21 protein-coding genes and 1 riboswitch are annotated in these 21,088 nt (G+C 66.5%); of the genes, 10 read left to right on the top strand and 11 right to left on the bottom strand.

Translation table 11 applies throughout. The features are described 5' to 3' along the window. Positions 1 to 92 precede the first annotated feature (92 nt). The 3 genes from alaS to IE224_RS13260 all read left to right on the top strand — a co-directional run bounded on the left by alaS (position 93) and on the right by IE224_RS13260 (position 3,908). Positions 93 to 2,753 carry an alanine--tRNA ligase gene (gene alaS, locus IE224_RS13270; protein WP_191311044.1) on the top strand — a complete coding sequence of 887 codons (2,661 nt, stop codon included), beginning with the start codon at positions 93 to 95 and terminating at the stop codon, positions 2,751 to 2,753. After that, positions 2,750 to 3,049 carry a DUF1330 domain-containing protein gene (locus tag IE224_RS13265; RefSeq protein WP_167622652.1) on the top strand — a complete coding sequence of 100 codons (300 nt, stop codon included), beginning with the start codon at positions 2,750 to 2,752 and terminating at the stop codon, positions 3,047 to 3,049. The genes alaS and IE224_RS13265 overlap by 4 nt, the downstream gene beginning before the upstream one ends. A gap of 64 nt (positions 3,050 to 3,113) precedes the next feature. Next, positions 3,114 to 3,908: a class II glutamine amidotransferase gene (locus IE224_RS13260; protein WP_191311042.1), complete on the top strand. Its 795-nt coding sequence runs from the start codon at positions 3,114 to 3,116 to the stop codon at positions 3,906 to 3,908. Here IE224_RS13260 and IE224_RS13255 read toward each other — a convergent pair whose 3' ends face one another. Next, a complete protein-coding gene (locus tag IE224_RS13255; protein ID WP_191311040.1) occupies positions 3,909 to 4,340 on the bottom strand; it encodes a DUF4177 domain-containing protein in 432 nt (143 codons plus the stop codon). A gap of 82 nt (positions 4,341 to 4,422) precedes the next feature. Continuing rightward, positions 4,423 to 5,937, bottom strand: a complete 1,515-nt coding sequence (gatB, locus tag IE224_RS13250; RefSeq protein ID WP_191311038.1) for an Asp-tRNA(Asn)/Glu-tRNA(Gln) amidotransferase subunit GatB — start codon at positions 5,935 to 5,937, stop codon at positions 4,423 to 4,425. 302 nt (positions 5,938 to 6,239) lie between these two features. Between gatB and IE224_RS13245 the strand changes: the two genes are divergently transcribed. Further along, the gene (locus IE224_RS13245) at positions 6,240 to 6,860 is read left to right on the top strand and encodes a transglycosylase SLT domain-containing protein (RefSeq protein WP_191311036.1); all 621 of its coding nucleotides are present in this window, start codon (positions 6,240 to 6,242) and stop codon (positions 6,858 to 6,860) included. 53 nt (positions 6,861 to 6,913) lie between these two features. Here IE224_RS13245 and IE224_RS13240 read toward each other — a convergent pair whose 3' ends face one another. Further along, on the bottom strand, positions 6,914 to 8,299 hold the full coding sequence (locus tag IE224_RS13240; protein ID WP_191311034.1) for a M20/M25/M40 family metallo-hydrolase: 1,386 nt from the start codon (positions 8,297 to 8,299) through the stop codon (positions 6,914 to 6,916). Positions 8,300 to 8,466: 167 nt separating this feature from the next. Here IE224_RS13240 and hemA point away from each other — a divergent pair, with 167 nt between their 5' ends. Both hemA and IE224_RS13230 read left to right on the top strand, forming a co-directional pair. Further along, positions 8,467 to 9,696 (top strand): 5-aminolevulinate synthase, encoded by a 1,230-nt coding sequence (gene hemA / locus IE224_RS13235; RefSeq protein WP_191311032.1) that lies wholly within the window; start codon positions 8,467 to 8,469, stop codon positions 9,694 to 9,696. A gap of 111 nt (positions 9,697 to 9,807) precedes the next feature. Next, complete coding sequence (locus IE224_RS13230) at positions 9,808 to 11,079, top strand: helix-turn-helix domain-containing protein (RefSeq protein ID WP_191311030.1); 1,272 nt, start codon at positions 9,808 to 9,810, stop codon at positions 11,077 to 11,079. Positions 11,080 to 11,176: 97 nt separating this feature from the next. Here IE224_RS13230 and IE224_RS13225 read toward each other — a convergent pair whose 3' ends face one another. Further along, positions 11,177 to 12,217, bottom strand: coding sequence for a dipeptidase (locus tag IE224_RS13225; protein WP_191311028.1), 1,041 nt, complete (start codon positions 12,215 to 12,217; stop codon positions 11,177 to 11,179). 118 nt (positions 12,218 to 12,335) lie between these two features. Between IE224_RS13225 and IE224_RS13220 the strand changes: the two genes are divergently transcribed. Then, entirely contained in the window at positions 12,336 to 12,659 is a 324-nt protein-coding gene (locus IE224_RS13220; RefSeq protein ID WP_167622644.1) for an antibiotic biosynthesis monooxygenase family protein, read from the top strand. Between the two features lie 81 nt (positions 12,660 to 12,740). After that, positions 12,741 to 13,376 carry a ParA family partition ATPase gene (gene parA, locus IE224_RS13215; RefSeq protein ID WP_167622643.1) on the top strand — a complete coding sequence of 212 codons (636 nt, stop codon included), beginning with the start codon at positions 12,741 to 12,743 and terminating at the stop codon, positions 13,374 to 13,376. On the opposite strand, the gene IE224_RS13210 is transcribed toward parA, so the two are convergent. From IE224_RS13210 to IE224_RS13180, 7 genes are all read right to left on the bottom strand, one after another. Continuing rightward, the gene (locus IE224_RS13210) at positions 13,373 to 14,113 is read right to left on the bottom strand and encodes an ABC transporter ATP-binding protein (protein ID WP_373305563.1); all 741 of its coding nucleotides are present in this window, start codon (positions 14,111 to 14,113) and stop codon (positions 13,373 to 13,375) included. The genes parA and IE224_RS13210 overlap by 4 nt on opposite strands. Then, positions 14,110 to 15,096, bottom strand: coding sequence for a FecCD family ABC transporter permease (locus IE224_RS13205; protein ID WP_191311024.1), 987 nt, complete (start codon positions 15,094 to 15,096; stop codon positions 14,110 to 14,112). The genes IE224_RS13210 and IE224_RS13205 overlap by 4 nt, the downstream gene beginning before the upstream one ends. After that, positions 15,093 to 15,887, bottom strand: coding sequence for an ABC transporter substrate-binding protein (locus IE224_RS13200; protein ID WP_229849378.1), 795 nt, complete (start codon positions 15,885 to 15,887; stop codon positions 15,093 to 15,095). The genes IE224_RS13205 and IE224_RS13200 overlap by 4 nt, the downstream gene beginning before the upstream one ends. After that, positions 15,874 to 17,766 (bottom strand): TonB-dependent receptor plug domain-containing protein, encoded by a 1,893-nt coding sequence (locus tag IE224_RS13195; protein WP_229849377.1) that lies wholly within the window; start codon positions 17,764 to 17,766, stop codon positions 15,874 to 15,876. The genes IE224_RS13200 and IE224_RS13195 overlap by 14 nt, the downstream gene beginning before the upstream one ends. A 124-nt stretch (positions 17,767 to 17,890) precedes the next feature. Beyond that, a riboswitch (cobalamin riboswitch) is annotated at positions 17,891 to 18,083 on the bottom strand. Positions 18,084 to 18,112: 29 nt separating this feature from the next. Beyond that, positions 18,113 to 18,790 (bottom strand): NAD-dependent deacylase, encoded by a 678-nt coding sequence (locus tag IE224_RS13190; RefSeq protein WP_229849376.1) that lies wholly within the window; start codon positions 18,788 to 18,790, stop codon positions 18,113 to 18,115. Between the two features lie 4 nt (positions 18,791 to 18,794). Then, positions 18,795 to 19,097 (bottom strand): hypothetical protein, encoded by a 303-nt coding sequence (locus IE224_RS13185; RefSeq protein WP_167622637.1) that lies wholly within the window; start codon positions 19,095 to 19,097, stop codon positions 18,795 to 18,797. A gap of 152 nt (positions 19,098 to 19,249) precedes the next feature. Further along, positions 19,250 to 19,435 (bottom strand): heavy-metal-associated domain-containing protein, encoded by a 186-nt coding sequence (locus IE224_RS13180; protein WP_191311016.1) that lies wholly within the window; start codon positions 19,433 to 19,435, stop codon positions 19,250 to 19,252. 75 nt (positions 19,436 to 19,510) lie between these two features. Here IE224_RS13180 and IE224_RS13175 point away from each other — a divergent pair, with 75 nt between their 5' ends. Beyond that, positions 19,511 to 20,209: an HAD family hydrolase gene (locus IE224_RS13175; RefSeq protein WP_167622635.1), complete on the top strand. Its 699-nt coding sequence runs from the start codon at positions 19,511 to 19,513 to the stop codon at positions 20,207 to 20,209. Next, positions 20,202 to 21,083 (top strand): DMT family transporter, encoded by an 882-nt coding sequence (locus IE224_RS13170; RefSeq protein ID WP_191311014.1) that lies wholly within the window; start codon positions 20,202 to 20,204, stop codon positions 21,081 to 21,083. Before IE224_RS13175 ends, IE224_RS13170 begins: the two co-directional genes overlap by 8 nt. The last annotated feature ends 5 nt before the right edge of the window (positions 21,084 to 21,088 follow it).

The following is a 21,088-nucleotide window of genomic DNA, read 5'->3' as shown; positions in this document are numbered from 1 at the left end:
CGGCCAGCCGTCGCTGGACAGGAACCCGCGCGCCGGATAGACCATGCCAGCCCGGTGACGGCCGGTGTGCGACCCAGCGATGAAGGCCTGCCATGCCCAGTCTGAACGACATCCGATCCACTTTCCTGAACTTCTTCGAGCGTAATGGCCACAAGGTCGTCGACAGCTCGCCCCTGGTGCCGCGCAACGACCCGACGCTGATGTTCACCAACTCGGGCATGGTGCAGTTCAAGAACCTGTTCACCGGGGCCGAGACGCGCGACTACAAGCGCGCGACCACGGCGCAGAAATGCGTGCGCGCGGGCGGCAAGCACAACGACCTGGACAACGTGGGCTATACCGCGCGCCACCACACCTTCTTCGAGATGCTGGGCAATTTCAGCTTCGGCGACTATTTCAAGGAACAGGCCATTCCCTTTGCCTGGGAACTGCTGACGAAGGACTTCGGCATTCCCAAGGACAAGCTGCTGGTCACCGTCTATCACACCGACGACGAGGCCGCGAACATCTGGAAGAAGGTCGCGGGCCTGACGGATGAGCGGATCATCCGCATCCCCACCGACGACAACTTCTGGCGCATGGGCCCGACCGGCCCCTGCGGCCCCTGCACCGAGATCTTCTTCGACCACGGCGACCACATCTGGGGCGGCCCTCCGGGTTCGGCCGATGAGGACGGCGACCGTTTCATCGAGATCTGGAACCTCGTCTTCATGCAGAACGAGCAGTTCGAGGACGGCTCGATGCGTGCACTGGACATGCAGTCGATCGATACCGGCATGGGGCTGGAACGGATCGGCGCGCTGCTGCAGGGCAAGCACGACAACTATGACACCGACCTGATGCGTTCGCTGATCGAGGCTTCGGCTCATGCCACCAGCAACGACCCCGACGGGCCGGGCAAGGTCCATCACCGGGTGATCGCGGACCATCTGCGGTCCACCAGCTTCCTGATCGCGGACGGGGTGATGCCCAGCAATGAAGGGCGCGGCTATGTGTTGCGCCGGATCATGCGCCGCGCGATGCGGCACGTGCATATGCTGGGCGCGCAGGATCCGGTCATGCACAAGCTGGTGCCGGCCCTGGTCCGGCAGATGGGCGCGGCCTATCCGGAACTGACCCGCGCCCAGGCGATGATCGAGGAAACGCTGCGGTCCGAGGAAACCCGCTTCCGCCAGACGCTGGACCGCGGGCTGCGGCTGCTGGACGATGAGCTGGCCAAGCTGCCTGAAGGCGCGAACCTGCCCGGAGAGGCGGCGTTCAAGCTGTATGACACCTATGGCTTCCCCCTGGACCTGACGCAGGACGCGCTGCGCGAACAGGGCCGGTCGGTCGATACGGCGGGCTTCGACACGGCAATGGCCGAGCAGAAGGCCAAGGCTCGTGCCGCCTGGTCGGGTTCGGGCGACGCCAAGGATGCGGCCATCTGGCTTGAACTGGCGGAAAAGCACGGCTCGACCGAATTCCTGGGCTATGACACCGAGGAAGCCGAGGGGCAGATATTGGCCGTCGTGGCCGATGGCGCGGACCTGGGCGAGGCGACCGAGGGGCAGACCGTGTCCATCGTCGTGAACCAGTCGCCCTTCTATGCCGAAAGCGGCGGCCAGGTCGGTGATACCGGCCTGATCAAGACCGAAACCGGCGCGGCCCGCGTGACCGACACGAAGAAGGTCGCGGGGGTCTTCCTGCACATGGCTGAAGTGACCTTGGGCACCATCAGCCGGGGCCAGGGCGCCACCCTGTCGGTCGATCACGACCGTCGCAGCGCGATCCGCGCCAACCATTCGGCCACCCACCTGCTGCACGAGGCGCTGCGCCGCGCGCTTGGCGATCATGTCGCGCAGCGGGGCAGCCTGAACGCGCCCGACCGCCTGCGCTTCGACTTCAGCCACAACAGTGCCGTTTCCCCCGAGGAACTGGCCCGGATCGAGGCCGAGGTGAACGACTTCATCCGCCAGAACAGCCCTGTGGAAACGCGGATCATGACGCCCGACGACGCGCGGGGCCTGGGTGCGCAGGCGCTGTTCGGCGAGAAATACGGGGACGAGGTCCGCGTGGTGTCGATGGGCCAGCTTGCCGACAGCGGCAAGGGCGCGGACGGTCAGACCTATTCGCTGGAGCTGTGCGGCGGCACGCATGTCGTCCGGACAGGCGATATCGGCGCCTTCGCCCTGCTGGGCGACAGCGCCAGCAGCGCGGGCGTCCGCCGGATCGAGGCGCTGACCGGGCAGGCTGCCTTGTCGCATCTGCGCGATGCCGACCGGCAGCTGTCCGAGATCGCGGGCATCCTCAAGGCGCAGGCCGGCGACGTGGTCAACCGCGTCAAGTCGCTGGCCGACGAACGCAAGGCCTTGGCGAACGAGGTCGCGCAACTCAAGCGCCAGCTTGCCATGGGCGGCGGCGGCGCGGGTCAGGCGGCCAAGGATATCGGCGGCGTCAAGTTCATCGGCCGCCGGGTCGAGGGCGTGGGCGGCAAGGAACTGGGCGCCCTGGTCGACGAAATGAAGTTGCAACTGGGCAGCGGCGCGGTTCTGGTCCTGGCCGAGGCCGAGGGCAAGGCCACGGTCGCGGCGGGTGTGACGCCGGATCTGGTGGACCGGATCAGCGCCGTGACGCTGGTGCAGACGGCGACGGCCGCGCTTGGCGGGAAGGGCGGCGGCGGGCGGCCCGACCGCGCCCAGGGCGGCGCGCCCAGCCTGGCGGCTGCCGACGACGCCATCGCCCAGGTTGAAAAACTGCTGGAGGAAACGGCATGACTGCCCTTTGGATTGCCCATGTCACCGTCTCGGACCCTGAGGCTTACGCGAAATACGCGCAGGCGGCGGGTCCGGCCATCGCCGCGCATGGCGGTGTTTTCCTGGCCCGCGGTGGGCGTTTCCAGCAGATGGAAGGAAACGAGCGTCCGCGCAACGTGGTCGCCCGCTTTCCCAGCTTCGATGCGGCCATTGCCTGCTACAACAGCAGCGAATACCAGGCGGCGCTGGCCCACGCGAAGGGCGCATCGGAACGCGATCTTGTGATCGTCGAGGAAACGCCGCCGCCCGCGAAATAGGCTAGGCATATCATCCTTTCGTGGTATTTCTGTGACAAGAACAGAAACGCGAAGGGGCAGGGTCATGTGCCGTTGGGCCGCCTATGTGGGCCAACCGATTTTCCTCGAGGATATCGTCAGCCGCCCCGATCACTCGCTGATCCGGCAAAGCCAAGGGGCGCGGCGCTGCCTGACGCCGGTCAATGCCGACGGCTTCGGTCTGGCCTGGTATGGCGAACGTCCCGAGCCTGGGCTTTACCGCGACGTGATGCCCGCCTGGTCGGATCCGAACCTGCACAGCCTTGTGGCCCAAGTGCGGTCGGGGCTGTTCATGGCCCATGTCCGCGCATCGACCGGAACCGCGACCAGCCGCAACAACTGCCATCCCTTCGTGTCGGGCCGGTGGAGCTTCATGCACAACGGCCAGTTTGGCGGCTATGACGCCTTCCGCCGCGATGCCGACGTGATGATCCCCGACGACCTTTATCCGCACCGAAAGGGCGCCACCGACAGCGAGGCGCTGTTCCTGATCGCCTTGGGCGAAGGCCTGGACCATGATCCCAAGGGAGCAATGGAACGGGCTATTGCGAGGCTGGCCGATCTGGCGATGCGGCGGGGCTGCGCGCCCTTTGTCCGCGCGGCCTGCGCATTCTCGGACGGGCAGCGGCTTTATGCGGTCCGCTATGCCAGCGACGATCAGGCGCCCAGCCTTTATCACCGCTGGTCACAGACCCGGAACGGACGTGCCGTTGTGTCCGAACCACTGGAAACCGAGGAAAGCGACTGGATCGAGGTTCCGCCGGGCAGTTTCTGTGTCTTCGACCAGGGAAGCGTCTCGGTGCAGCCATTTATCCCGCAGTTGCAGGCGCAGGCTGCCTGATCAGCCTTGCGACGGGGCGTTGCGGGGGGCAGGGGGCGTGGCGTCGTTCCGGTCGGGCGCGGCAACAGCGGCATGATCCACCAGTCCGGGTGAAGCGGCCTGGGGCAGGTCCGGCACCGGCTCGGGCGCGCGCATGGGCGATGCGGCGGCCGGATATTCCGGCTGCGGCTGGCGTGCCATCGCCCCGGCTGCAACAGGTGCCATCGCCCGGCGGAAGACCAGGAGGTTGTGGTAAACGGTGCTGCGCCCGGTCAGGCCGCTGCGTTCTTCGGATGGCAGCACGTCGGCGCGGACATATTCCCAGCCATCCTTCGCCATCCGGTTCAGTTCCGCCGTCAGGGCCACGGCATAGCGGTCGCCGGGGGTCTTGGCATCCTTGGCCTTTTCGCCACGGGACGGCGCAGGAATGACGCTGTATTCGAACTGGCTCAAGGGATGCTCCTTCCCGGGCAGGACTTCTGCGTGACTGATGGTAACTTGGCGCCCCGGCGGTTGTTCCGCCAGGACCGAGGGGTCACATCCCCAGCTTCTGCGCCACCAGGTCGTTGACCGCCGCGGGATTGGCCTTGCCGCCGGTTGCCTTCAGCACCTGGCCCACGAACCAGCCCGCCAGCTTGGGATTGGCGCGCGCCTTTTCCACCTGGGCAGGGTTCGCGGCGATGATCTCGTCCACGGCCTTTTCAATGGCGCCCAGGTCGGTGACCTGGCGCATCCCGCGGGCCTCGACGATCTGGGCCGGGTCGCCGCCTTCGGTCCACAGGATCTCGAACAGATCCTTGGCGATCTTGCCCGAGATGTCGCCCCTGGCGATCAGGTCGATCACGCCGCCAAGCTGGTCGGCCGACACGGGCGAGGTGTCGATGGTCAGCCCTTCCTTGTTCAGGCGGCCGAACAATTCGTTGATGACCCAGTTCGCGGCCTGCTTGCCGTCGCGGCCCTTGGCGACCGCCTCGAAGAAGTCGGCATTCTCGACCTCGGCGGTCAGCACGCCCGCGTCATATTCCGACAAGCCCAGTTCCTTGACGAACCGCGCCTTCTTCTCGTCCGGCAGTTCGGGCATGGCGGCGGCGATGTCGTCCACCCAGGCCTGCTCGATGTCCAGGGGCAGCAGGTCGGGATCGGGGAAATAGCGATAGTCGTGCGCTTCCTCCTTGGACCGCATCGACCGGGTTTCGCCCTTGTCGGGGTCGTAAAGGCGGGTTTCCTGCACGACCGTTCCGCCATCCTCGATGATGGCGATCTGGCGGCGGGCCTCGTATTCGATCGCCTGCTGGATGAAGCGCAGCGAGTTCATGTTCTTGATCTCGCAGCGCGTGCCCAGGTGGCTGAAGTCCTGCGTTTCCTGATAGCGTTCATAAGCGCCGGGCGGGCAGACGCTGACATTCACGTCGGCGCGCAGGTTTCCGTTCTGCATGTTGCCGTCGCAGGTGCCCAAGTAACGCATGATCTGGCGCAGCTTGGCGACATAGGCGGCCGCTTCCTCGGGGCCCCGGATGTCGGGGCGGCTGACGATCTCCATCAGGGCCACGCCCGTGCGGTTGAGGTCCACGAAGGACATGTTGGGGTCCATGTCGTGGATCGACTTTCCCGCGTCCTGTTCCAGGTGGATGCGCTCGATGCGCACGCGGCGGGCGACGCCGGGGGCCATGTCCACGATCACCTCACCCTCGCCTACGACAGGGTGGTAAAGCTGGCTGATCTGATAGCCCTGCGGCAGGTCCGGGTAGAAATAGTTCTTGCGATCGAAGGCGCTGCGCAGGTTGATCGCGGCCTTCAGCCCCAGCCCGGTCCGCACCGCCTGGCCCACGCAGAATTCGTTGATGACCGGCAGCATCCCCGGCATTGCGGCGTCGACGAAGGCCACGTGGCTGTTGGGTTCGGCGCCAAAGCCGGTCGAGGCGCCCGAGAACAGCTTGGCGTTGGACGCGACCTGCGCATGAACCTCGAGCCCGATGACAAGTTCCCAATCCCCCTTCGCCCCGGCGATGGTCTTTGGCTGCGGCGCAGTGAAGGAAAGGTGGTCAAGCATCGGGAACCTCGGATGGGTCAAACGAGTTTTTCTGGTGCAGGCCTTTTAGGTCAGCGCGGTGGTGATGTCACGGGGGCCGCAGGGGCAAATCGTTTGGCGTTACACACGCGGCGAATCAGATGGCTGCCAGAAAATCGCGCGCAGATTGTTAATCCGGCGGCGTCAAAGGATGCCGTCGGCGGATTTCCGAGCATGGCGATTCCGGCCTTTGGCGTGTTGCCGCCGACGTTTTTCGCGCCGTCTTGCGGGAATTTCCGGCCGGGATATGGGAGTTGTTGTCGAAACAATCCCACGAGGACCGGATGCGCTCTGCGCTTGTGCCCCTTGCAGCCCTGGCTTTCCTGGCGGCGTGCCAATCCACGATGACCCCCCAATCCGAAAGCAAGGCTGCGGCGGATGCGCAGCAGATGCAGCTGGCCAACCAGCCCCCGATGCGGTGGGGCCAGGCCGCGGGGTCCGAACAGTGGACCAAGGCAACGCTTTCCGCCCTGGACCGGGAAGGGGTCACGATCCTGTCGCGCGTGCCGGGTGACATCGACGCCTTCTGCCCCAATTACGAACAACTGAACTCGACCGGCCGCAAGGCCTTCTGGGCGGGCCTGCTGTCGGCGGTAGCCAAGCACGAAAGCACCTACAACCCGCAAGCCAGCGGCGGCGGCGGGAAATGGCTGGGCCTGATGCAGATCGCGCCGGCGACCTGGCGCAACTATGGCTGCAACGGCAACATCAAGAACGGCGGCGACAACATGTCCTGCGCGGTCAAGATCATGTCCCGCCAGGTGGCGCGCGACAATGCGGTCGCCCATGACGGCAACGGCTGGCGCGGCATCGCCCGGGACTGGGCGCCCCTGCGCAACGCGTCAAAGCGCGCCGATATCGCCGCCTGGACCAGCAGCCAGAGCTATTGCCAGCCCAAGGCCTGAAACAACGGACAGTGATAAAGTGAAGGGCGGGATCTTCCCGCCCTTTGTCTTTTTCAGCGCAGGGCTGCCAGGATCCGCGCCCAGGACCGCGCGCCCTTGGCGAAGCTGCGGATGTCGTATTTCTCGTTCGGGGAATGGATGCGGTCGTCGTCGCGGGCAAACCCGACCAGCATCGAATCCATGCCCAGGATCGTCTTGAAGTCACCTGCAATGGGGATCGAGCCGCCGCTGCCGATAAAGGCGGCTTCTTGCCCCCACTCCTCGCCCAGGGCCCTCCGCGCGGCCGCGAAGGCCGGGTCCGAGGTGTCCATCACGCTGGCCGGGCTGCCGCCGTGTTCGTGGAACTCGACGCTGCAATCGGCGGGCAGGAATCCGCGGACATGGTCGCGGAAGGCCGCGCGGATCTTGGCCGGATCCTGCCGGCCGGTCAGGCGGAAGCTTACCTTGGCGCGGGCCTCGGCCGGAAGGACGGTCTTGAAGCCCTCGCCGGTATAGCCGCCGGTGATGCCGTTGATTTCCGCCGTGGGCCGGTTCCAGGCCATCTCGACCGGCATCCGGCCCTTTTCGCCGATGGGATCCGACAGGCCCACCCGGCCCAGCATTGCACCCGCGTCGAAGCCAAGGGATTCCCAGTCCCGGCGCAACTCGGGCGTCAGGTCGTCCACGCCGTCATAGAAGCCGGGCAGCGTGACGCGCCCATCTGCGTCCTTCAGCGCCGCAAGCGCCTGGGACAGCACCATGATAGGGTTCGCGGCAAGCCCGCCGAAGAGGCCCGAATGCAGGTCGCGGTCGGCGCCGCGGATCACGACCTCTTCGCCCACCAGGCCGCGAAGCTGGGTGACGATGGCGGGGCGGGTGCCGCCGAACAGTTCCGTGTCGCAGATCATCGCCAGCGAGACGCGCAGTTCGTCCGCGTTCTCGTGCAGGAAGGGCCGCAAGGACGGCGATCCGGACTCTTCCTCTCCCTCCAGCAGCAGGATCAGGTCGCTGGGCAGTTCGCCATGGACCTCGCGCCAGGCGCGGAAGGCCTCGATGAAGGTCATCAGCTGGCCCTTGTCATCGGATGCGCCGCGGGCGCGGATCACCTTGCCGTCGGCAGTATCCTCGATCCGCGGCTCGAAGGGCGGGCTGTCCCACAAGGACAGGGGATCCACCGGCTGCACGTCGTAATGGCCATAGAACAGCAGCGGCCGGGCGCCGCCCGGCTGCGAGCGCGCGACAACCATCGGATGGCCCGCCGTGTCGCGGACCACGGCCTGGAAGCCCAGGCCCGCCAGTTCGTCGCGCAACCATTCCGCCGCCGCCCGGACATCGCCCGCATGGCCCGGATCGGTCGAGATCGAAGGGATGCGCAACAAGGCCATCAGCCGGTGCAGGGCCCCATCCAGGCCTTCGTCCAGCTTTTGCAGAACGGCGTCCAATGTGCTATTATTCGACATATTGCCCTTTGTTTTCCCGAGTCGTTTTCTAAGTATTGAGGATGGTCCTTTGGTCGACATGCGACAATTTTAACCTGTCATCCCTGTCATTTGACATGTATCAACGTCGGACCGCGCGCGATCTGACAATGATTGCCCCCAGCCAGCTATGCAAGGGAACGCCCGCAATGAATTATGATGCCGCCCTGGACCAGGCTATCGGCCGGCTGCATGAGGAAGGCCGTTACCGGACCTTCATCGACATCGAGCGGGTGAAGGGCCAGTTTCCGCAAGCCGTCTGGACGCGCCCCGATGGCGAAAAGCAGGACATCACTGTCTGGTGCGGCAACGACTACCTGGGCATGGGTCAGCATCCGGCTGTCCTTGACGCGATGCACGAGGCCCTGGATGCGGTGGGCGCAGGGTCCGGCGGAACGCGCAACATTTCCGGCACCACCGTCTATCACAAGCGGCTCGAGGCCGAGCTGGCCGACCTGCACGCGAAGGAGGCGGCCCTGGTCTTTTCCAGTGCCTACATTGCCAACGACGCGACGCTGTCCACGCTGCGCAAGCTGTTTCCCGGTCTGATCATCTATTCGGACGAACTGAACCACGCCTCGATGATCGAGGGGATCAAGCGGTTCGACGGCGCCAAGCGCATCTTCCGCCACAATGACGTGGCCCATCTGCGCCAGTTGCTGGCCGCCGACGATCCCATGGCCCCCAAGCTGATCGCCTTTGAATCGATCTATTCGATGGATGGCGACTTCGGCCCTATCGCCGCGATCTGCGACCTTGCGGACGAATTCAATGCCCTGACCTATCTGGACGAGGTTCATGCCGTCGGCATGTATGGCCCCCGTGGCGCGGGCGTGGCCGAACGCGACGGGCTGATGGACCGCATCGACATCTTCAACGGCACGCTGGGCAAGGCCTTCGGGGTCTTCGGCGGCTATATCGCAGCCTCGGCCAAGATGTGCGACGCGATCCGGTCCTATGCGCCGGGCTTCATCTTCACGACCTCGCTTCCGCCCGCGATCGCGGCGGGGGCCGCGGCCTCGATCGCCTTCCTGAAGGGCGCCGAGGGCCAGCACCTGCGCGACGCCCAGCAGCTTCATGCGCGGATCCTGAAGATGCGGCTGAAGTCGCTGGGGATGCCGATCATCGACCATGGCAGCCATATCGTGCCGGTCCATGTGGGCCACCCGGTCCATTGCAAGATGCTGTCCGACATGCTGCTTCGCGACTATGGCATCTATGTCCAGCCGATCAATTTCCCGACCGTCCCCCGCGGCACCGAACGGCTGCGCTTCACCCCGTCGCCGGTCCACGCGCCCCGCCAGATCGACCATCTGGTCAAGGCAATGGACAGGTTGTGGTCACATTGTGCGCTCAACCGTCAGGAAATGAGCGCCTGACACATTCCACGGGTGAACTGCTCTCGCCTGCGTGATAAGCTCGCGTTAAAGAACAAAAGATATCGTTCGATTCGGACGGTATCTGGCATCGGGCGATGAGGCAGACAGAAAATGAGCAGGCTGCGGGCTGAGAACCCGGCAGAGGAGATTTCGCAGGTGGAGGAAGTGCATCATTTCCTCGACGATGACACGCGCCTCGGCGATCTCATGCGGGGCGAGCGGGCGACCTTGGGCAAGTCGCTGCTGGACGTGCAGCGCGAATTGCGCATCCGTGCGTCCTATGTTGCAGCGATCGAGAATTGCGACATCACCGCCTTTGACACGCCCAGCTTCGTGTCGGGCTATGTGCGGTCCTATGCCCGTTACCTGGGCATGGATCCCGACTGGACGTTTCGCCGCTTCTGCCTGGAATCCGGTTTCCAGCCGACGCATGGCATGGCCCAGGCGGCTGCCGGGCCAAAGCCCGCGCGACGGCCGTCCGACCCGGTCGAGGCCCTGGCCAATCCCAAGGCCCTGTTCATTCCGCAGCAGGAAAGCTTCTGGTCCGATATCGAACCCCGCGCTATCGGCGCCCTGCTGGTCCTGATCGCGCTGATCTGCGGCCTGGGCTATGGTGGCTGGGCGGTCCTGCAAGAGGTTCAGCGCGTGACGCTGACGCCGGGCGAGAATGCGCCTGGCGTGGTCACCGCGCTTGATCCGGTCGCAGGCGCGAATGTGTCCGAGCCGCCCCTGGACATGACGGAGACGACGGACCTTGCCCAAGCCCTGCCGCAGCCCGAGGGGCTTGACCGCCTTTACCGCCCGCAGGTTCTGGAAGCCCCCGTCCTGACGGCACGCGACGGACCGATCGCCGCCATCGATCCCGGTCTGACCCCCGCCGCCGGACCCGAAGATACGGCCCTGGCCCAGGCTGTCCCCGAAGCCGCGACCGCGATCCAGCGTGCCCTGGCCGAGGCCGGAGCGGTCCCGTTCGGCCCGCCCATGCCCGAGCAGGTCACGGCCGCCGCCATCACCGTTGCCCCCGACGCGCCCGCCCTGGAACTGCTGGCGGCGCGTCCGGCCTGGGTGCGCGTCACCTCGGCCGATGGGACGGTGCTGCTGGAAAAGATCATGGATGCGGGCGAACGTTTCACGCTGCCTTCGCTCGAGGAACCGCCGCTGCTGCGCACCGGCAATTCGGGCGCGGTTTATTTCGCGGTCAGCGGCCAGACCTATGGTCCCGCCGCGCCCGGCCCGCAGGTGGTGAAGAACATCAAGCTGTCGCCCGAGGACGTGACCGGCAGCTTTGCCCTGGCCGACCTCAACGCCGATCCCGAACTGGCGCAGATGATCGCGGTGGCCCAGGCAACACCTGCCACTGACGTGCAGACGTCGACCGAATAGGGTATTTTGATGCCGCAAGGGCCGGCGGCTAGCCCGTCGCCGACGGGTTCCTGGGCCGGCGACTTGGGGGATGTTCCGACCGAAGCGAAAGGGGCGATCAGTCGCCCCAGGTCCGCTCCAGCAGGTTGATCCAGTTCTCGCTGGCAATCTTGCGGATCAGTGCCTCTCCATAGCCATGCGCCTGCATCGCGCCGATCAGCGCGGGAAGGGCGGCCGCGTCAGGCAGGTCGCGCGGCATCAGTGCCCCGTCGAAGTCCGAGCCGAGCGCCACGCCATCCTCGCCCAGGATCGCAAGCAGGTGATCGAGGTGGCGCAGCATCGTGCCAAGACCTTCCAGCGGCAGGCGGCGGCCGTCTTCGCGCAGGAAGCTGGACGCGAAGTTCAGGCCGACCAGGCCGCGGCTTTCGGCGATCATGCGCAACTGCCGGTCGGTGAGGTTGCGGCTGCTTTCGCTGACCCGGTGGACGCAGCTGTGGCTTGCAACCAGGGGCGCGTCAGACAGGCGCGCCACATCGTCGAACCCTGCCTCGTTCAGGTGGGACAGATCCAGCATGATCCGCAGGCTGTTGCATTCCCGGACCAGCGTCTTGCCCGCATCCGTCAGCCCCGCGCCGGTATCGGGCGAGGACGGAAAGGCGAAGGGAACGCCGTGGCCATAGGCCGTGGGCCGCGACCAGACCGGACCCAGCGACCGCAGCCCCGCCGCGTGCCAAAGGTGCAGGGCATCCATGTCGGCGATCGCCTCGGCCCCCTCCATGTGCATGATTGCGGCAATGCGGCCCGCGGCAATGGTTTCGCGGATGCCGCGGGCCGAGGTGACGATGTCCAGCGTGCCGGTGCGTTCCAAGGCCTTCAGCGCCGCGGCCTGGGCAAAGGCATGGGGCAGGGCCTCGGCAAAGGGGATCTGGTCCGGCAGGGGCATGGCGAAGGGCGGGTTTTCCATCAGCGCCACGGCGGCCGCGTCGTTCGGCCCGTGGGGCGCCGGGATCCAGATCGCGAAGAACCCGCCGACCAGTCCGCCTGCCCGGGCGCGCGGCAGGTCCAGATGGCCGGTGCCGTCGCCGTCCAGCCAGACCTTGGGGCCGGACGCCACCACGCGTTGCAGGAAGTCGTTGTGGCCGTCGAATACAGGGATCATCCGTCGCTCCTTGGTTTGTGCCGACCATGCACATCCCGGCGCGCGCGGCAATGGCCGCGCTTTGCGGTGCCCGCGATTCGGCCTTAGGCTGGACCCGCAAGCCAGAGGAGAGCCAGCCATGCCCGACATCCGCCGCGATTTCGACGGCCAGACCGTCATCACCACCTTCGAGGTGACGCCGGGCAGCGCCCATGATGTGCTGGAACTGCTGACCGATGCCTGGGACCAGGTGATCCGCCGCCAGCCCGGCTTCGTGTCGGGCGCCATCCACCTCAACGACGCGCAAACCCGGATCGCCACCTATTCCCAATGGCGCGACCGCAAGGATTATCAGGCCATGCTTCGCCAGGACGAGATGCGCCGTCGCAACCGCGCGATCCATGCCATGTGCAAAAGCTTCGAGCCGGTAATGTACGAGGTCCAGGCCGTCTTCGACGACTGATGCTGCAGGTGCAGAAAGGCCGTGCAATGGCGACGCCCGGTCGCTAACCTTCCGGTGCGTCAAGCGGGGCAGGAGTATGCGATGGCAGGCAGGATCATCACGGTGGCGCAGCAGAAGGGCGGGTCGGGCAAGACCACACTTGCCGTCAACCTGGCCGTCAGCCTGCATCAGCGGGGGCATTCCGTCGCTCTGATCGACACCGATCCTCAGGGCAGCCTGGGCCGCTGGTTCATTGAACGGATCCAGGCGCAGGGAGAGGACGAGGCGATGGATTTCTCAACCTCGTCCGCCTGGGGGGCCAGCTATGAATCGGAAAAGCTGAAGAAGCGGTTCGACTTCGTCATCATCGACACGCCGCCCAAGATCGACAGCGACCTGCGCCCGGCGCTGCGGGTGGCCGATCTGGTGCTGGTGCCGGTCGCCACCAGTCATGTCGATCTGTGGGCCACCGAAGGCGTCCTGGAACTGGCGCGGCGGGAAAAGGCGCCGGTGCTGGTGGTGATGAACCGGGTCCGGCCCAACACCCGCTTGTCGGCCGACGTGGCGCAGAAGGCGGCGGAACTGGGCGCCGATGTCGCGGCCACGCAGGTCGCGAACCGGGTGCTTTACGCGGAAACGCTGGGCCAGGGCGTCGGCGCGATCGAACGCGCGCGCAGCGGCCCCGCGCGAAATGAAATTGCCGCGCTCACTGATGAGGTTCTGGCCACCCTCGGCTAGACCGGCAGGATCGCGGGACCGTCCGGCGTCTCGACCCGGCGCACGCCGATGCCAAAGGCGCGACGCAGCAAAGTGTCTTGCAGGACTTCCGCGGCAGGCCCATCGGCCAGCACATGCCCGCCCGACAGCAGCACAAGCCGCGAACAGAACCGCGCCGCGAGCCCCAGGTCGTGGATCGAGGCCAGCACCGTCCGCCCCTCGACCGCAAGATCGCGGAACAGGCGCAGGCAGGCAAGCTGCTGGGCCGGATCCAGCCCGGCGATCGGTTCGTCCGCAATCAGCAGGGGCGTGTCCTGCGCTAGGGCCCGCGCGATCAGGGCGCGGTTCTGCTCGCCCCCCGACAGGCGCAGGGCGGTGCGTTTGCGGAACGGCTCCAGCCCCATCCGGGCGATGGCGGCGTCAATGGCGGCCCGGTCGGCGCCGCTGCGCCTGCCGCCGGGCCAGGGGATGCGGCCAAGGGCCACCAGATCCTCGACGCTGACGGGCCAGGCGATCTCTCGGGCCTGGGGCAGATAGGCTGCGTGGCGCGCACGATCCGCAGGCGTCATCTGCGCCAGCGAGGACCGGCCCGTGAAGGGGATCAGGCCAAGCATGGCCTCCATCAGCGACGACTTTCCTGCGCCGTTGGGACCGATCAGGCCCACGAACTCGCCCTTGCCGATGGACAGGGTGACGCCGTGCAGGACGGGTCGCTTGCGGCGGGTGACGGACAGGCCGGCAAGATCAATGACCATCAGACGCGCCCCCCGCTGCGGGTTCTCCAGATCAGGTGCAGGAACAGCGGCGCGCCCACGATTGCGGTCAACACGCCCAGCTTCAGGTCACGATCCGGCACGATCAGCCGCACGCCGATGTCGGCCGCCAGCAGCAGCGCCGCCCCCCCAAGCGCCGAGGCCGGCAGCAGGACCGAAGGCCGCGCGCCGATCCAGGGGCGCAGGACATGCGGCACGACAAGCCCGACAAAGCCGATCGCGCCCGCCACCGCCGTGGCCGGCCCGACGATCAGCGCGGTGCCCGCGACCAGACGCCACCGCAGCGACGGTCCGGCAAGGCCCAGGGCCTGGGCCGCGGCCTCGCCCAGGGTCAGCGCGTCAAGCGCCCGCTGCGTGGACAGGATCAGCCCGGCCCCAAGGATCATCGGAGGCAGGGCCAGCCAGACATGCAGCATCGACCGGTCCGCCAGCGAACCCATCAGCCAGAAGATGATCTCGTTCGCGGCATAGGGATTGGGCGACAGGTTCAGCACCAGGGCCGTTCCCGCGCCCGCCAGGGCCGATATGGCGACCCCTGCCAGGATCAGCGTCACCGATCCGCCGCGCGGCCCCGCCAGTACGACCAGCAGGCCCACGCCCGCCGCCGCGCCCAGCAGGGCCGCCAGTGGCAGCGCCAGGACCGCGACCAGGGACAGGCCGGTCTGGATCGCCAGCACCGCCCCAAAGGCCGCCATCCCTGAAATGCCCAGCAGACCGGGCTCGGCCAGCGGGTTCCTCAGATAGCCTTGCAGCGCCGCGCCGGTCAGGCCCAGGCCCGCGCCGACGGCCAGGCCCAGGATCGCGCGCGGCAGGCGGATTTCGCGCATCACGATGGGCACCGGGCCGTCGCCGCCGAAGACCAGGTCCAGCAGCGACTGCACAACCGGCAGTCCCGCCGGGCCCGTCAGAAGCGACGTCGCGAACAGCACTGCGACCAGCAGCGACAGGGCGATGAACAGCGCCTTCATTCCAGCGACCTGATGGCCCGGGTCACCAAGGGTGTGCCGCAGGTCCAGAAAAGATCCCTGACCCGCGTCTTCACGGGCGCTGCGGCGGCAAGGGCGGGATGGCTCAGGATCGCCTCGCTGCGCGACTGGCCAGGCCAGTTGGTCCCGGTGACAAGGCGGTCGGGCCGGGCCATGACCAGCAATTCCAGCGGCAGGCCGGCCGTCACCGCGATGCCGTAATCGGCAGCGATGTTGTCATATCCCGCTGCCTCGAGGATCGCGCCGGCAAGGGTCTTGGTGCCCGAGGTATAGCCGTTCGCCGAATAAAGCGCGGCCCGTCCCCGATCCGCGGGGCGGGTGGCTGCGGCAAGATCGGCGTCAAAGCGGGCCAGCAGGTCGCGCGCACCCTCCTCGCGGCCCAGAAGCCTGCCCATGCGGGTGATCTCGGTCCGGATGGCGTCGAAATCCTCGGCCGGGGGCGGGGTCTCGACCCGGATGCCCAGACGGCGCAGCATCGAGAGGGTGGCGGGCGGGGTATAGGTTCCCGCGATCACCAGGTCGGGGCGCATGAGATAGATTTCCTCGGCCCGCCCGCTGTTGGGGACATAGGCTGCGGCCTCATCCGCCATGGGAGACAGCCGCGGATCCTGCGCAAGGCTGCTGACCGAAAGCAGCTGCCCCGGCGCGGCCAGCATCATCGCCAACTGGTCGCTGCACAGGTTCATCGACACCACGCGCTGCGGCGCGGCGACGACAGGCAGGGCGGCGGCAATCGCCACCGCCGCCGCCAGCATGGTGCTAGAACGACGCACGCAGCCCCGCATAGACCGCCCGCCCCGAGGTGCCATAGCCCCGGACCCACTGGTAATCCTCGTCGAAGACGTTCTCGACCCGCAGATATGCGGTTGCGTTGTCGCGGACAGGGTGGCTGACGCTGAGATCGACGGTGGTGAAGTCGTCGAGGTCGTCGGCGCGCCCCGCGACGTGCTGCAGGTCGATCGCCGCGGTGGTGCCGGTGGCAAACGTGGTCTCGGCGCCTAGGTTCAGGACCCGTTCGGGGACCTGGGCCCATTCCGGGACATCAGTCTGATTGTCGATAAAGGTATAGCTGGCCGTTAGCGCATGGCCCGCGCCAAAGGCATAGCGACCGTCGATTTCGACCCCGCGGCGGCGGGCGGTGCCTTCCCGCTGGGCATAGCAACCAGGCTGGCCGAACGGTCCTGTCGCCGCTGCGCATGTTGCCAGATCTTCGTCATAGCCGATCACGTTCTGTGCTTTTATCCAGAAGGCCGTCGCGCGAAGATAACTGTTCTCACCCCAGCTTTTTTCGACCCCAATTTCAGCCGATCGGCTTTCTTCGCGTTCCAGCGTAGGATCGCCATAGATGCTGAACAGTTCGTATAGGGACGGCGCGCGAAAGCCGTTACCGATGGCAAGGCGGAACAGCAGATCGTCGTCGGCGCGATAAACCGCCGCGACCCGACCCGAGGTGAATCCGCCAAAGCGTGAGTGATTGTCATGGCGCAACGATGTCGTGATATCAAATCGGTCGTTGACCGCAGCCGTGCTTCCCACAAAGGCGCCGCTAATGCGGGCATTGCCGTTGCCTTCGGCTTCTTCTTTCTCTGTATCGGCCCCAAAGTCGGCACGGATGCCCGCGCCGATATCGGTCGCGCCTTGCCAAGTTAGCTTTGTGCGGGTGCTTGCATAAGATGTCAAAAAGCCATCATAGAAGCTGTCCCGCTCTAACCGATACTGCGTCACGGCCAGTTCATGATCAACCGGGCCGGTGCTGAATTGCGCAAAGCCCCGCAGGCCGAAGGATCTGTTTTCAGTGTAATCGTTGCCGGGAGTTCCATAGATGTCGCCGAAGTAGAAAGTGTCGGTCATAAAATCATAGAGGCCATCGTCGAAATCGGCCCTGCTGTCCTGCCAAAAACCATTCACCCCAAAAACGACGCCATTCTGCAATTCATGCGCAGCAAAAACTGACAGGCGCGTCGCTTCATAACCATCATCTTCAAAGTTTCCGTCATCTTCATCGCTGGCGGAAAAGCCATCTGTGCTGACATGGCTTACCTGAAAGGCAAGTTCCGTGCTGGTTCGGCGCAGAGTCGCTCCATAGCTGGCAGTCAGGGTATCAAAACTGCCAGCCTCGATTTCGAAGTGGTGGTGCAACCCGTCTTCGGTCGGACGCAGGGATTGCAGAGACAGGACACCTGCAAGGGCGCGCGATCCATACAGTGCCGATTGTGTCCCTCGCAGCAGTTCGACGCGACCGATCCCTGAGGTGATCTGGCCGCCGATGTCATAGTAGGATTTCGGCGCGGCCGCATCCGAAACCTCGATCCCGTCGATAATGACCGGCAGATATTCTGCGGGGACACCGCGCACCTGAAGCTTGCCATTGGTCCCCAACGGCCCCTCCTGCCGCAAGGTCACCCCCGGCAGGCGGGTCAGGCTGCGCGACAGGGGCTGGCTGGCCCGGTCTTGCAGGTCCTCCTCGGTCAGCACAGACACCGAACTGCCCGAGCGGCTGAGTTCGGTCGGTTCGCGGTTCGCGGTCAGGGTCAGGTCGTCGAGGACGAAGGGCCTTGGTGCCGCGTCCTGGGCCGCGGCGGGCAGGGCGGTTGTCAGGGCAAGGGCCGCGGTCAGCGACAAAAGAACGGGTCTTGGCGTCACGAATGACATCCTTCCAGAAACCCGGGGCGCGAATGGCCCGGGCGCGATGCGGTTCGTCCGATGGAAATGCACCCCCGGACAGCGACACCACCACGACGGAAGTTTCCGTTTCCGGCGCGCCCCTCGCACGCCGTCAGGGTGATCGCGTTCGGCAGGTCTCCTGACTTGCGGGTCACAGCTTGGCCGGGCCTTCCCATCCCGCGCACGCGGGACAGTGGCGTTCATCCGGCCTCGCTCTCCGCTGACAGTTGCGGGGGCAGTCGCGGAATCGCACCGCGTTCCCTTTTAACCGGGACGGACCCGGAACCGAGGCAGCGCCGCCTTAGCTCACAAGGCCGTCATCAGGCAAGGGCAATCAACCCAGCGAGGCCACCCATTCCGGGACCGTGCGACCGGCGGGGCCGGTGATGCGGCGGTGGAAGTCGCGGGCGTTGGCGCTGCCTTCAAGGTTCAGCTCCAGGCACTCCACCCCCTGGCGCCGGGCGTGCTGGGCAAAGCCCGCCGCAGGATAGACATTGCCCGAGGTGCCGATCGCCGCGAACAGGTCGGCGCTTTCCAGGGCGTCCCAGATGCGCTCCATGTGATAGGGCATTTCCCCGAACCAGACGATGTCGGGCCGGGTGGCGGGGCGGGCGCAGGCGGGGCAGGAGTCGTCGGGCGACATCACGGGCGGCGCGGGCCAGCGATGGCCGCAAGCCGCGCAGAGGGCGCCCGACAGCGAGCCATGCATGTGGATCACCTCGGGGCTGCCCGCGCGTTCGTGCAAATCGTCGACATTCTGCGTGACAAGCGTCAGGTCGTGGCGCCGGGCCAGATCGGCCAGCGCCAGATGCGCCGCGTTGGGCTGCGCCCCGGCTGCGTCCTTGCGGCGCATGTTGTAGAAGCGATGCACAAGCGCGGGATCGGCGGCGAAGCCTTCGGGCGTCGCCACGTCCTCGATCCGGTGGCTTTCCCATAGACCATCGACGGCGCGAAAGGTCGCAAGGCCGCTTTCGGCGGAAATGCCCGCGCCGGTCAGGACGGTGATGCGCAAGGGCTTACCGGCAATAGGCCTCGGCCTGGGATGCGAACCGCTTGTAGCGCGCCCAGAAGGCATTGTCGCGGTCGCTCTTCGACATGCGGACCTCTTGGGCCTCGTGCGGGTCGCGGAAGAAGGACGCCGCGCGCCGCTGGTCGGACCTGGACAGCGTCTGGTTCGCGACCTGCTGGATGCAGGTGCACAAGGGCGCGTTGCCGCGTGCGCGGTCGGACCGGACGCAGGCGCTGTCGATGGGACCGGCGACGGCCAGGGGCGCGGTCATCATGATGGCGGCGGCCGCAATGACGATGCGGTTTAGCATGAACTGTCTCCTCGGGTTGCCTTTGCTGGCGGCGGGTGCCGGTTGTCCCGGTCTGCGATCCCGTCCGGCATCGATGCTAGCAGGAAGTGCCCGCCCGCTCAATCGCGAGTGGTGCGGGCCAGGTTCGCCCGCCTGCTCAAGGCCTTGGGCGGTCAGGCTGGGGAAACTTCGTATCCGGCCGCGCGAATCGCGTTGGCGGCCCGGGTCTGGTCCAGTCCTTCGACCGTGACGGTCTTGGCGGCCAGATCGACCGTGGCATGGCCGCCGGCCTCGGCGATGGCGGCCTCGACGGCGGCCTTGCAATGGCCGCAGGTCATGTCGGGAACGGTGAACGTCATGGCTTTACCTTGGGATTTGACAAGTCACTGCCAGCATGGTCCTGCATGGGCGCGGCGGCAAGACAAGAGGATGCGATGATCGACGCGATCGGACTGGATGCCGACGACACCCTTTGGGAAAACGAGACCTTCTTCCGCGTGACCGAGGGCGAATTCGCGGCCCTGTTGGGCGATTACGCGGACGGCGCCGACATCGCCAGCCGGTTGCTGGATGTCGAGCGCGCGAACCTTGCCCGCTATGGCTTCGGCATCAAGGGCTTCATGCTGTCGATGGTCCAGACCGCGATCGAGTTGACCGACGGGCGGATCGACGGCCGCGCCATCGGCCGCATCCTGGAACTGGGGCAGGAGATGCTGGCCCATCCGGTCGATCTGCTTCCCGGCGTGGTGCAGGCGCTTGATGCCCTGGCCGACCGGCGTCTGATCCTGATCACCAAGGGCGACCTGATCGACCAGGAACGCAAGATCGCCGCATCCGGGCTGGCCGAACGCTTCGACGCGGTCGAGATCCTGGCCGACAAGTCGCCGGAAACCTATGCTCGCGTCCTGTTCCGCGCCGATGTCGCGCCCGAACGCTTCGCGATGGTCGGCAATTCGATGAAAAGCGACGTGCTGCCGGTGGTGGAACTGGGCGGGCATGGCGTCTTCATCCCGCATGCGATGACCTGGGCCATCGAACATGCCGATGCGCCGGATCATCCCCGCGCGCACCGGCTGGACAGCATCGCGGACCTGCCCGGCCTGATCGCCCGGCTGGAGGCGGATCATGCATAACCTCCGCGCGGCCCTGCTGATGGTTCTGGCCATGGCCGCCTTTGCCTGCGAGGACGCGCTGCTGAAGGGCCTGACGGGCCGCATCCCCACGGGCCAGCTTCTGGCCGTGATCGGATTTGCCGGCATGGCGGTCTTCGGCCTGTGGATCGCCTTCAGCCCCGAAGGCCTGCGCCTGCGCAACCTGCTGCGGCCACAGGTGGCGCTGCGCAACCTGTGCGAGGGCGTCTGCGCCATCACCTTTGTCACCGCGCTTGCCACGGGGGATCTGTCCATCGCCTCGGCCATCCTGCAGGCGCAGCCCCTGCTGATGACGCTTGGCGCGGCGCTGTTCCTGGGCGAGCAGGTGGGCTGGCGCCGCTGGATGTCCATCGCGGTGGGCTTTGCGGGCGTCCTGCTGATCGTCAAGCCCGGCACCGCCGCCTTCGAGTTCAGTTCGGTCCTGGCGATCATCGCCGTGGTCACGCTTGCGGTCCGCGACCTGGTGACGCGCCGCCTGCCGCCCGAGGTGGGTTCGGGCCTGCTGTCGGCCGGGGCCTTTGGGTCGATGGGTGTCGCGGGCCTGGTCCTGCTGGCCGTCGGCGCCCAACAGCCCATCGCGCCCTCGGCGGGGCAGGGGGCGCTGATGGCGGCGACCCTGTGCTTTGGCCTTCTGGGCTATATCACCATGGTGATCGCCACCCGCATCGCCGAGATCGCGGTGATCGCGCCCTTCCGCTATTCCCGGCTGCTGTTCGCCATGCTGCTGGCGGTCGCGGTCTTCGGCGAAAGGCCCGATGCGGCGACGCTTCTGGGGGCGGCGCTGATCGCGGGCGCGGGGATCTATTCCATGTGGCGAGAGGCGCGGCTGCGGCGGGCGCAACTGGCCGCGCTGTAAGCTGC

It is taken from the genome of Paracoccus aerius (assembly GCF_014656455.1).
Classification (GTDB): Bacteria; Pseudomonadota; Alphaproteobacteria; order Rhodobacterales; family Rhodobacteraceae; genus Paracoccus; species Paracoccus aerius.
The sequence above is the reverse complement of the archived record's forward strand: the minus strand, read 5'-3'. Positions and strand labels throughout refer to the sequence as shown.

Coding starts and splice junctions, on each gene's coding strand:
- IE224_RS13230 (WP_191311030.1), top strand. CDS start 9,808: ATGAGCAGGCTGCGGGCTGAGAACCCGGCAGAGGAGATTTCGCAGGTG.
- hemA (WP_191311032.1), top strand. CDS start 8,467: ATGAATTATGATGCCGCCCTGGACCAGGCTATCGGCCGGCTGCATGAG.
- IE224_RS13195 (WP_229849377.1), bottom strand. CDS start 17,766: ATGTCATTCGTGACGCCAAGACCCGTTCTTTTGTCGCTGACCGCGGCC.
- IE224_RS13220 (WP_167622644.1), top strand. CDS start 12,336: ATGCCCGACATCCGCCGCGATTTCGACGGCCAGACCGTCATCACCACC.
- IE224_RS13245 (WP_191311036.1), top strand. CDS start 6,240: ATGCGCTCTGCGCTTGTGCCCCTTGCAGCCCTGGCTTTCCTGGCGGCG.
- IE224_RS13205 (WP_191311024.1), bottom strand. CDS start 15,096: ATGAAGGCGCTGTTCATCGCCCTGTCGCTGCTGGTCGCAGTGCTGTTC.
- IE224_RS13225 (WP_191311028.1), bottom strand. CDS start 12,217: ATGATCCCTGTATTCGACGGCCACAACGACTTCCTGCAACGCGTGGTG.
- gatB (WP_191311038.1), bottom strand. CDS start 5,937: ATGCTTGACCACCTTTCCTTCACTGCGCCGCAGCCAAAGACCATCGCC.
- parA (WP_167622643.1), top strand. CDS start 12,741: ATGGCAGGCAGGATCATCACGGTGGCGCAGCAGAAGGGCGGGTCGGGC.
- IE224_RS13180 (WP_191311016.1), bottom strand. CDS start 19,435: ATGACGTTCACCGTTCCCGACATGACCTGCGGCCATTGCAAGGCCGCC.
- IE224_RS13170 (WP_191311014.1), top strand. CDS start 20,202: ATGCATAACCTCCGCGCGGCCCTGCTGATGGTTCTGGCCATGGCCGCC.
- IE224_RS13240 (WP_191311034.1), bottom strand. CDS start 8,299: ATGTCGAATAATAGCACATTGGACGCCGTTCTGCAAAAGCTGGACGAA.
- IE224_RS13185 (WP_167622637.1), bottom strand. CDS start 19,097: ATGCTAAACCGCATCGTCATTGCGGCCGCCGCCATCATGATGACCGCG.
- alaS (WP_191311044.1), top strand. CDS start 93: ATGCCCAGTCTGAACGACATCCGATCCACTTTCCTGAACTTCTTCGAG.
- IE224_RS13260 (WP_191311042.1), top strand. CDS start 3,114: ATGTGCCGTTGGGCCGCCTATGTGGGCCAACCGATTTTCCTCGAGGAT.
- IE224_RS13265 (WP_167622652.1), top strand. CDS start 2,750: ATGACTGCCCTTTGGATTGCCCATGTCACCGTCTCGGACCCTGAGGCT.
- IE224_RS13175 (WP_167622635.1), top strand. CDS start 19,511: ATGATCGACGCGATCGGACTGGATGCCGACGACACCCTTTGGGAAAAC.